This is a genomic window from Longitalea luteola (assembly GCF_017356035.1).
Lineage (GTDB): Bacteria > Bacteroidota > Bacteroidia > Chitinophagales > Chitinophagaceae > Niastella > Niastella luteola.
In genome coordinates, this window is sequence record NZ_JAFIQX010000006.1 from 313761 (window position 1) to 326138 (window position 12378).

The 12378-nt window shown below is 38.7% G+C and carries 4 protein-coding genes; all 4 read left to right on the forward strand.

The window, feature by feature from the left end; translation table 11 throughout:
• The first annotated feature begins 11 nt into the window (after positions 1 to 11).
• The 4 genes from JUB15_RS17120 to JUB15_RS17135 all read left to right on the forward strand — a co-directional run bounded on the left by JUB15_RS17120 (position 12) and on the right by JUB15_RS17135 (position 11951).
• Positions 12 to 1370 carry a glycoside hydrolase family 43 protein gene (locus tag JUB15_RS17120; protein ID WP_207513717.1) on the forward strand — a complete coding sequence of 453 codons (1359 nt, stop codon included), beginning with the start codon at positions 12 to 14 and terminating at the stop codon, positions 1368 to 1370.
• Positions 1371 to 2644: 1274 nt separating this feature from the next.
• On the forward strand, positions 2645 to 6085 hold the full coding sequence (locus tag JUB15_RS17125; protein WP_207513718.1) for a helicase-related protein: 3441 nt from the start codon (positions 2645 to 2647) through the stop codon (positions 6083 to 6085).
• Positions 6082 to 9147, forward strand: coding sequence for a DUF1156 domain-containing protein (locus JUB15_RS17130; protein WP_207513719.1), 3066 nt, complete (start codon positions 6082 to 6084; stop codon positions 9145 to 9147). Before JUB15_RS17125 ends, JUB15_RS17130 begins: the two co-directional genes overlap by 4 nt.
• 11 nt (positions 9148 to 9158) lie before the next feature.
• Positions 9159 to 11951 (forward strand): ATP-binding protein, encoded by a 2793-nt coding sequence (locus JUB15_RS17135; protein ID WP_207513720.1) that lies wholly within the window; start codon positions 9159 to 9161, stop codon positions 11949 to 11951.
• Positions 11952 to 12378: the final 427 nt, after the last annotated feature.

The window sequence follows — 12378 nt, forward strand, 5'->3', positions numbered from 1 at the left end:
AAAGAACAAAGATGAAAAAAGCCGGATCAATATTAGCATGGCATTTAATACTCAACGGTGCAGTTGACGCCCAAAATCCGATCGTGCAAACAAATTACACGGCTGATCCGGCGCCGCTGGTTTACAATAATAAAATGTATCTGTATACCAGCCATGATGAAAATAATTCCACGTGGTTCGTAATGAACAACTGGAAACTTTATACAACACAGGATATGGTCAATTGGACCGACCATGGAGCAGTGGCTTCCTATAAGATCTTTGACTGGGCTATAGGCGATGCCTGGGCCATTCACGTAGTGGAAAGGAACGGTAAGTTCTATCTGTATGCCCCGGTAAAATCAGGCGAGAAAAGGCGTTCAGCCATTGGAGTTGCAGTGGCTGATAATCCTTACGGACCGTTTATTGACCCGCTGGGAAAACCACTCGTAAGCGTTGGTGGTGGAGATATAGACCCTTCGGTATTTATTGATGACGACGGGCAGGCTTATTTGTATTGGGGAAATCCAGATTGTTATTACGCTAAACTGAATGAAGACATGATCTCATTAAAAGGAGAAGCGGTACCTGTTCCCATGACGGACCGGTCATTTGGCAAACGCGAAGGTAATGTAAAGGGAAGGCCTACTTTATACGAAGAAGGTCCGTGGTTGTATAAACGCAAGGATGTGTATTACCTGCTTTGGGCGGGTGGGCCTATTCCTGAACATATCGGGTATTCTACCAGCAAAAGTCCAACAGGACCCTGGAAGTATGGAGGAACGCTGATGCCTAATGAAGGCAAAAGTTTTACTAACCATCCGGGCATTGCCGATTACAAGGGTAAAACCTACTTCTTTTATCACAATGGCGCATTGCCTGGAGGCAGTGGCTTTAACCGTTCGGTATGTGTACAGGAAGCGGAATTTAATAAGGATGGCGCCATAAACCCGATGAAGATGACCGCCGGTATTGAAAAACCTTTACAAGTATTGGACCCATATCAGAAAACAGAAGCAGAAACAATTGCCTGGTCTGAAGGTGTGCAGGCTTCGCAAAACAAAGAAGTAGGTGTTTTCATTAACGTTATGCAGAATAATGCATTCACACAGGTCAAAAATGTGAATCTCACCAGGGAAGGGGCCACCTCATTCAGGGCAAGAGTAGGTACAACGCATAACACAGGCGTAACTATGGAGGTGCGGCTGGATGCGAAAGATGGTCCGCTGCTGGCAACTGTAAAAGTGCCGTTAACGGGAGGCGACGACCGTTGGGCTGTAGTGCAGTCGCCTTTGCAAAAGGTAACCGGAATACACGATGTGTTTTTTGTATTTAAAGGTGAAAAGCCAGGTACGGTCATGTATTTCGACTATTGGATGTTCACAAAATAGTCAGAAGTTTAGGGAGAGCTTCTTGTGTTTGGTGCATAGCGTTAATGGCTATGGCCATGATGGTCATGCATGGCAACCCACACAAAAGTATCATTTCCAATACCGATAAAATGACAACATCTTACAAATCCTGACGACACTCATAGAAAACAGGCAAAAAAAAATTTGTTGGTTCAGGCTATATTTACCCAGGGAGCAGTGGGATCCAGGCAACTTTAATTGGACAAAGACAATAAGTCAATGTATATCTAACACAAATTCTCAATTAGCTATAAACTGTGTCAAGACGACACAGTTTTTTTATGTACCAGTAAAGAAATATCTGGTTATAATAAGCTCAAGCACAAGCCCGCGTGCGCTATTGCGTTCCACATCACGATCAGGCGGCATTCGCTCCGTTATCTCGCTCGCAATCTATATCGATATAGCATGCCTTTGTTTCCACAACTTTGTCAAACTCACGCCGGAATACCTCTTTTATCGAAACGTCCAACTACAGCGCTATAGCATAACTAACCGATAGCTATAGTTCAAGTAAATGGAGCACATATGGGAAAGGGCTACGGGTAAAAACAATTGTATTTTAGCCAAGTCACAAGTCAATTTTCTTCGCAACTTCTTTTAGACTTCTCTTAGACTGCCCTTAGGCTTCTTCGCAAATTTGCGAAGAACTTGCGAAGGATTTGCGAAGAAGGGTAAGCTCTGCCTTTGCTCAGTCCCGAAGAAGGTTAACAGCGCGTTCGGCTGTTAGCCGGTCTATTCATTGGTCGGCGTTTTTAAAACGCATTCACTAAAGATGTGGAGGTGACACGTATCAGCAATCTTCTTGCGTTTGATGTGCTGCAAAAGCGTTTCAGTTTGTTCTCTCATTTTATTACTATTTGAAATTAAAGGGCGTAGGCGAAACTAGAATTACCGTGGCGTTACGAGTGAAAAATCCGTGAGACCAGCATCCAAATAAAATTGGCGCTGCGAAAAATTGAATGACGCAATGTTATTGTTTTATTTGACCAAAGAAGCTTTAATTATTTTTTTAAATAAATTGATTTACATCAAGTCGATAAATTGGTTGTAAACATAAATATATATAATATTGAAGTTTGTGTAGTGCGCAAGCATTGCCAGACGAGTTTCCCTTTTTAGTCTACAAGAGATTCCCCGTAACGCGCAATACGTTGGCAATTATATATTGCCCATTTGGAATTAGCCAAAGTGCTCTCATAATTATCGAATTACTAATCATTGGAAAAGAAAAATTCAAAAGAGTATAGTATATGTCAATACGTGTAGGGCAGATTGTCAAAAATTTGATCCCAACTGAGGCTGTAACAATTGATAAAATACAACCTCTGGGAAACGACATGGTTTCACTTAAGTTTACTGGTATAAACTCTAACAGAGCTAACTCGAAAATTATTGCTATAGATGACTTTGATAGGTTGGAAATGCTTACCGAAGAAGGAACATTTAATTTTAAAGGTGACCCAACCAGATTTGCATTATTCGCCGAAGCTGAAAGAATTAATTCCGCTTACCAGTTTGATCCCTTATTCGCAGTTAATTGTAGCATCGTAGACCCTTTGCCTCATCAGGTTGAAGCAGTATATAAGTTTCTACTACCATTACCTAAAATTCGTTTCTTACTGGCCGATGATACTGGAGCCGGAAAAACGATTATGACAGGATTGCTCATCAAGGAATTAATGATGCGGGGTTTAGCTGATCGCATATTGATTGTAACGCCCGGAGGACTTACCAAACAATGGCAAGAGGATGAAATGGGCGTCAAATTCAACATCAGCTTTCAGCTTGTAAACAGAGCAAGATTTGCTACAGATCCAAATGTTTTTCAAACCTCACAAAGAGTTGTTACATCGATAGACTTTATATCTCGCGAAGACGTTCTAAATGTAGCAAGCAATTCCCATTGGGATTTAATCGTGTTTGACGAATGCCACAAATTGTCGGCGTATGATTATGGTATAAAGCAATACCTGTCTCAACGTTATAAAGCGGCAGAGGCACTTTCACAACAATGCGAGCACATTCTTTTGCTTACAGCTACTCCGCACAGAGGCAGAACTGATACATTTAAAAAGTTATTGCAGCTGCTGGACCCAGATATATTTGCAACCGATGAAATAGCATCAACAAGAATAAAAGAATTAGAACGCAATGGGATAAATAAGTTTTTTATTCGCCGCCTTAAAGAAGACATGAAAGATTGGCAAGGAAAACCGCTATTTAAGGAGCGCCATACAAGAACCGTCGCTTATGAGTTGACAGCGGAGGAAAAGGAACTTTACGATGCCGTTACAAACTACTTGATGAAAAAGAAGGAAGAGGCGTCAGAAACAAAGAACATACATGTTTCATTAGCCTTAACGGTTATGCAACGCAGGTTAGTAAGTTCCATTTTTGCAATAAAAAACACATTAGAAAGAAGATGGAAAGCGCTACAGGGGATCGTTGAAGAACTAATTCAAAACCCTAACCTTTGGAATCAGCGGCACAAAATGGAAGCTGCTTATAACCAGGTTGGAGATATTGACGATTTCGAAGATCTTGAAGATGATGAAAGAGATGCTCTAGAAAGTATATTATCAGACCCTAAAAAATTCAAGCTCTTTACAACAGCTAAAAATCCTCAAGAACTGCATCAGGAGGCCAAAGAAGTGAAAAGGTTGTTTGAGATGGCAGAGTCTCTATACAATAGAAAGCAGGAGGAAAAAAAATTCCAAAAACTACAGGAATTACTTAAATCAAATGGAGTACTCGAGGATGGCGAAAAGCTGGTAATTTTCACTGAACATAAGGATACGTTATTATATCTGGAAGACAGGCTAAGTAAAAGTGGAGGTTATAAAGTAGCGACGATACATGGCGGAAAGCAAGTGGACGAACGTAGAGAAGCACAAGCACAATTTTCAAAGCCTGATACTCAAATTTTAATAGCTACAGATGCTGCAGGCGAAGGTATAAATCTTCAATTCTGCCGCTTATTGATCAACTGGGATATTCCCTGGAATCCGAACAGACTGGAACAGCGTATGGGGCGCATCCATCGCTACGGTCAAAAACAAGATGTTGTTGTTTCCAACCTGGTAGCCAGCAATACGAAAGAAGGCAAAGTGCTTGAAAGGCTGCTTACAAAGTTGGACGTTATCCGTGAGAGCATGGGTGACGACAGAGTCTATGACGTAATTCAGGATGTTTTAGAAAATGTAAGTCTGGATGCTGTTATTAATTCGGTATTTAATGGAAAAGAATCGGCTCTTGATGAGTTTTTATCCCAGGATGACGAAGTTTTAAAGCTTAAATTTAGCGAAAAGATTAAGGAACAAAAAGAAAAGCTGGCCCATAGTACTGTTGACTATAGAGATGCCCGTTTACTTAAAGAGCACTCGGATGAAAAACGGCTACAACCGATATATATCCGACTTTTCTTTGAAAAAGCATTTAGACATATCGGAGGCGAATTTACCGAACTAAGGTCATCTATTTATCGAATGGATAAATTGCCAGAATCAATAGCCTCAACACTCCGCAAGAACCATACTATTTACGCCGACAATATCAGGCAAATCCAATTTTGTTTTGATAAGCAAGTTTTTCTTGACTATCAGAATCTTGGAGATTTGGGCAAAGTTCATTATATCAATCCAGGCAATCCAGTTTTCGATAGTTTAATTAAGGTCATTCGCAGCCAATACCGGGAAGACATGATAAAGGGTACTATTCTAATCTCTCCGGAGGATAAAGAAGGATATTTTGCCTTCTTCGTAAAGTCCCAAATAATAGATAACAGGGAGAGCAAGAAGGAAGACAGCATAGCTGACGAGAGATTAATGATGGTCTACCAAACGAACGATAAGTCTTTTCATATCACTTCGCCTGCCAAGTTCATAGATCTTCATGCTCCGGTTGGCTTTGCTAAAACAATCGCTCCGCCCGAAACAGTGAACACAAATGAAGTAGTTCAGTGGAGCTTTGAAAATATCACGTTTCCACAATTTAATGAAACAAAAGTGCATGTCAAACAGGATTCCGTCGATAGGAGGAGGTTTTTAGAATCAGCTTTTACACAGGTGATCATGGATATGCAAATGGAAATACAGGAATTGCAAGGCAAAGTATTATTGGGCGATGCTAAAGTGCAGGATAAAATATCGAAGCTACAAGAACGCATTAACGAAAAGATTAACAAAAAGAAGCAACGTTTAGAAAATTTGGCGCTAATGGAGCAATTAAGCCCTAAAGAACCAGAAATTTTAGGCTGCGCTTACGTAGTACCATTAACGCAGGTTGAATATCATGCTCATTACGGAATGAGCCGGGATGATGAAGCCGAAGCGATTGCGATGCAAAAAGCAATGAATTATGAAGAAGTGCAGGGTTGGCTCCCTGAAGATGTATCATCCAACAATGAAGGGTATGACATACGAAGTATTAGTAGAGACGAATTGAAACGATACATCGAAGTAAAGGGACGAAGTGGCGCCGACGGAAGTGTAATGTTAAGTGAGAATGAAATGAATCGGCTGGCTCAATTAGGTAACTCCGCATGGTTGTATATCATATTGAATTGCAAAGGTACACCTGAAATACATCGTATACAAAACCCTGCCAAACAGTTGACTTTTCAACAAATATCTAAGGGGGTTCAATACTTTTTACCAATGACAGAATGGATAAACAAAGCTAGTGCCATATGAACAAACCCAAAAAGTTAATTGAGGTCGCCATGCCGATCAAAGAAATATCGGCTGAAAGTGTTAGAGATAAATCTATAAGACATGGTCACATATCTACCCTTCATTTATGGTGGGCAAGGCGGCCTTTACCTGTATGCCGCGCCGTTGTATTTGCAAGTTTAGTTCCTGATCCATTGGACCCCCATTGTCCCCTGGCATTCAAGGAAGCAATTGAAATATTATTAGGTAGAGAGCACAACTTCGGCGATCCTTATAAACCTTATAAAGATATCCCCTGGACTTCTGTTTATGATCCAATGGAAGATAACTTGCGTAATCGGTTACAAATGTTTATAGGGAAGTTTACTGATGAAATGCAACAACATTTATTGCATCAGAAACCCAAGCCTGGAGCCAATAACCAATTGAGTAATTATAGTTTAATAAAATGGGACAATAAGAATGATGAGGAAATTATTAACAAGGCTCGAAAACTCATTTGGGTTGCTCATAACAGTGTAAATGACTCTGAAGTAAACGCTGTAACTCTCCTTGCTGGATATGATGAACATTATAAAGCCATAAAAACGGCGGAACAGGAGCTATATAGTATCCCGGATAGGCATATTCTTACTAAAGAAGTTAATGAGAAAACAGAAAAGCTAGAAAATGCCATTGAAGCTTTTTTAAATAAAATGCCGAAGGTGTTTGACCCCTTCGCTGGTGGAGGCGCAATCCCGTTGGAAGCAGCCAGGTTAGGCTGCAAAAGCTTTGGAAATGACATTAACCCTGTTGCTCATATTATCCAGAAAGGCAGTTTAGAATTCCCTCAAAAGTTTGGCAAGCCTATTACTTATAGCAAAAGAGCATTTATTGAAACTTATGGCATAAAAGAATGGAGTAAGCAACCACATGAAAATCTAATTTATAAAAACGGTGAGCCAATTGCTGTTAACATATCAAACCGCCTAAGTTTTGACGTACAATTTTATGCTAAACAAATATTGGCAGAAACCGAAAAAGAAATAGGCCATTTATACCCGTCAGATAAGGATAACAACAAGCCAATCGCTTATTATTGGGCAAGAGTAGGCACATGTAGTAATCCAAGTTGCAACGGGAAAATCCCTTTATTAAAAACTTTCTATTTGGCTAATACAAAGACTAAGCAAGTTTACCTAAAACCCAAAATCAAAAACAAATCAATAACGTTTGATATCCAAAAAGGAGAATGCAAAGAAGACAGCTGGTTATCTCGAGGCAATTTACATTGCCCAATATGTGGCAATATCACTGATGTGAACACCCTAAAGCAGCAATTCGTAAATTATAAAACCACTGAAACACTAATTGCGGTTATTTGTGAAGGGAAAGAAGGAAAGGAATATCGGTTGCCATACAAAAGTGAAATTGACATATTAAACAAAATCCCTTTAACTTCCGAGAAACCACCTGAAATAATGCCGGTGAAATACACTCAAGCCCTTCCTTCATGTACTTGGGGAATTACGAAATGGAGTGACATGTTTACTGACAGGCAGATAGCAATGCTTCAAAAATTAAACAATAGTTTAAATCGTTTAAAGAAAGATTTACCAGATAAAACGACTGAGTATGCAAAAGCGATAATTTGCTATTTGGGAATATTTTTCGACAGGATTGCAGTGGCGAATACTTCCTTCGGCGTTTGGCATACTGGCGGCGAAAAATTAGAAAGGATAATGGGGAGGCAAGCCATCTCAATGGTATTCGACTACCCAGAGAGTAATCCATTTTGCAATTCTTCAGGCAGTGCGTTAAATCAATTGGAATGGATAACAAGATATATAGAAAACGAATGTCAACACCCATTCTCGACCGTTTTACATAATGCTTCAAGCGGGGAGAAATCACAGTTTCAGGATAAATATTTAACAACCGTTGTTACAGACCCTCCTTATTACGACGCTATAGCTTATGCAGACTTATCCGACTTCTTTTATGTTTGGCTAAAAAGAACATTGGGAGATGTTTTCCCAATGAATTTTGCTACGCCCCAAACACCAAAATCGGAAGAATGTACAGCATTGAAACATCATCATGACGGCAATGCTCAAAAGGCTAAAACACATTTTGAAAACAAATTATTACAAATATTTGACGCCATCGAACACCAAACATCAGACTTAGTTTCCATAATGTTCGCACACCAGAGTACAGAGGCTTGGACTACACTCTGCAATTCTATTTTAGGAGCCAGAATGAATATTACTGGTTCTTGGGCTACCGATACAGAAATGACAGGCGCATTAAAGAGTGACAAGTCATTTTTATCATCTTCCGTTACTGTTTCTTGTATGCCTACAAACAAAAAAAATGTTGGCAGCTTTAAAGCAGTGGAAAAAGAAATAAAACAAAAGGTCGAAAAAGAGGTGGAATTGTTATATAGTTTAGGTTTCAGGGGCGCCGATTTATTAACAGCGTGCTTTGGACAGGCTGTTAGTGTTTTTGGAATGTATGAAATGGTTGAACGAGGTGATGGCGAAGAGGTAACGGTTAAAAAGCTGCTAGAAATTGCAAAGGAAAGCGCTTTTAATGCGTTACTGAAGGGATTTAACGGAGATGACTTTACGAAATTCTATATCGGATGGCTACAGTTATATGGTTTCGCAGAAAGTGAATTTGACGATGCTGCAAAGTTCAGTCGTGTAGGTTTAAACATAGACGTACAGGAACTTTTTACAGAACATATTTTAATAAAAGATGGCAATAAGCAAAAGCTGAGCAACTTCGACCAGCGTTTGAGCCGTAACAAAGCATTGGGCGAAAAACCTAATGGCTTTTTAATAGATCAGGTACATAGAGCTATGGCACTCTTTAAAGGCACCAATCGATCGGCTTTATTGCTTTACATAGATAAAGTAGCATCACAGCCTGAATGCAAATTCTGGAGAGTTATTACTTCTCTTTGTGAAGTATTGCCATCAGGATGTGATGATCACAAGCAAGCAACTGGTTTACTTTTTAATAAAGACATCGTAATAAGAGAGAGCAAAATTATTAAAGCAGGAACTACTGAACAAGCTAAACTTTTTGATAATTAATAGAATATCATATGCTACCTTGGTTTAAAAATGTGAAACCCCACAAAGATATTCAAAACGGATATCTTGATGAATCTATTTTTGCTGCTAACCTGGCTGACGTGGCAGCAGGAAATGGTCGAGAGATTTACAGTAATCCTGAGATGTTTTTTTCCAAAACTTTTTTCACATCCGGCTTAAAGAATATAGCCAAGCGGGTGATACAGGGCTTAAATGGTGGTCAGGACTCAGACAATCGCGTCGTTTCCTTACAAACTGGATTTGGTGGTGGTAAAACACATACAATGATCTCTCTTTATCATCTGGCAAAATGGGGTGAAAAAGCGAGTGAAAGTGTTTATACAAAAGGTCTATTGAACGATATTGGAAAACCTGAATTTAGTTCAGCAAACATTGCTGTTTTTACCAACACAACGAATGATCCTGAACAAGGAAGAAAGGTAGAAGGTCTCTCGATCAGAACAATATGGGGAGAATTGGCCTTTCAATTAGGTGGACTGGAGGCCTATGATATTATCAAAGCCAATGATCAAAAGTTAGTAGCGCCTAAAGGATTATTTAAAGCTGTTCTGGAAAAATGCAAACCAGCCTTAATATTAATTGATGAACTAGCGGATTACTGTGGAAGTGCTGCTGGTGTAAAGGTCGTTGCTTCCAACTTGGGTGATCAAACGATCAGCTTTATGCAGGAATTGACAGAGGCTGTTTCCGGTACCGACAATTGTGTATTAATTGTTACGCTGCCTGCTAGTGCGCATGAACTGGCGTCTTCACCAAATTCCGCTCAAATTCTTACTGCTCTTGAAAATAGAATAACTAGGATTGGGGCTAATATGAAACCCGTTGAAGATGAAGAGATTTTTGAAGTAGTAAGAAAACGTCTTTTTGAGGATTTGGGTAATGAGGATGAAATAGAAAAAGTAGTTTCAGCCTATTCCTTGATGTATCAATCATTGTTGACAGAAATCCCAAGTTATGCAATGAAGTTGGATTATAGAGCAAAATTAAAGAAATCATATCCATTTCACCCGGAATTAATAGATATGTTCCGGTTACGGTGGGCTAGCAATCCTTATTTTCAACGTACAAGAGGTGTTTTAAGAATATTAGCGGCGGTAATATTCGATCTTTGGAAAAGGCAAACATCTTTATCGGGAAGTCATTTTCTCATTCACACATCTGATGTTGTATTATCGAATATCGAAGCTATTACCAGCCAAATTACAATTTTAAATGGAACCGGTTGGGATTCTGTTATCGATGCCGATGTTTCAGGAACATCTTCCAACGCATTCCGAATCGATAATGAAGTTAAAGAACTAGGAAAATACGATTTAACTCAAGGATTAGCAGCTACCATCCTGCTAGGAACTTTTGGATCTAAAGGCCAGAACAAAGGCATGGGAATTGATGAACTAAAATTATGTATGGTTAAACCAGAAAGCTTTAATCATAACGACATTAATGGCACACTAGATCGCATTGAAAGAATCGCCCATTATTTATATTTTAGCTCATCCGGTCAAAAAAGGTATTGGTTTGACACAACACCTAACATAAATATTCTTATTAATCAGGCTAAAGGGGAAATTGAAAAAAACAAAAATGATATATTTTCAGAAGTAATAAAACGTATTAAAGAGAAAACAAAGTCAGTAGTATTATTTACTGTTTTAGTTGATCCCCTGGACGAAATACCTGAGCAAATCAAACCGACATTAATAATTTTGAGTCCAAAATATTTAGCTAATCCAAATGAAGTAAATGGTAAAACTAAACCAGTTATTGAAAAGATAGCAACAAAAAAAGGGAATAGCGAAAGGATATACCGCAATACCATAGTTTTTTTAATATGTTCGGAAATTGGTATTGGTAAACTTCAAGAAGATATAAAAAATTACCTGGCCTGTCAAAAGATCAACAGCGAATACAGCACCCAATTAAACGCAGAACAAAAAACAGATATTGGTAAACGAATCAAAAATGCCAGTGAACAAATTGACTGTTCCATAGTTTCAGCCTATTCTATAGTCGCAAAGTACTCAGCAAATAACGGTGTAGAAAAATTAATTATAAAGCAGTTTAAGGACAGCTTTGAAAACCAAATAAACACAAACATCATTAGTGCTTTGAAAGAGGAAGAATGGCTTTTGGAATCGGTCGGATTAGGAATTTTAAAATCCAACAACTTACTTCCCTCGCTCGAAAGATCAATAAAGGTAAAAGATGTTTATGAAGCATTTCTGCGATTCGATGATAAACCAATGATAACAGGGCCTGATGCCATTTCTAAAAGCATCTTACGATATTGCATGAATGGTGAAATTTGCATTGCAACAGGAGATGGCATTTCATTCACCAAGTATTTTTTCCAGGAAAATGTTCCTTTTTTTGATGTCACTGATATTACTTATTGGCTTGTCGATAAAAGTTTAAAACCAGGGAAAAATTCAACTAAATCATCTTTTGCAACATATGGAAGTGAAGAAAACGATATTTCCCTTTCGCTAATAAATGAGGCAGGTGGTTCTGATATGTATAGAAACTCAATTTACTCTGGCATTTCAGCTGTAAAGCAACTTAAATCAATAACTATTTCAGGAAGGGTTCCTTTAGAACGTTATACGGAATTATTTAATTACTTCATAACACCATTTGCTATGTCTGGGAACAAAATTGAGATAGACGTAAAATTCAAGATTTCTTCAAATGCAGGAAATCCTATTGATGAAAGCAAGCAGCAATACAAATCGGCCAAGGAAGCTAGTAAGCAATTGGGATTAAACTTTGAAGAAGAAAATTAGGCATCACATTTTCTTTACAGATTGCAAAGTCTTTGCTTTTTAAAGAAGATCATTTTCCAGATTAACTCTTTGTTCTAGCTAGAATATTATCCGATAGTTTGGAAATTATTTTAGTAATTCTAGAATAAGGAATTAATTAGTTTATGTGCAGGTGGAAGATTTGCAGCATTTTTTGTTTTGCTAAGGTAATCGTCAAAATTCAAAACAACCAATATAAGAGTTTTCTACCGGGCCATGATTACCGGTTTTACCTGCATAAAAAAATAGATCTCGCAATTTTCTCGGGAAAGAGCGCTCCATTACCCATTGCCAGAGCTGCAACATGTTTCTTCGCAGATCCGGATACAAGTATCTAGTCTCGCACGAAGATCGGATTCGCCAGCTTCAGGATCCTATAAAAACAGCTGCCATGATCGGGTCGATTGAA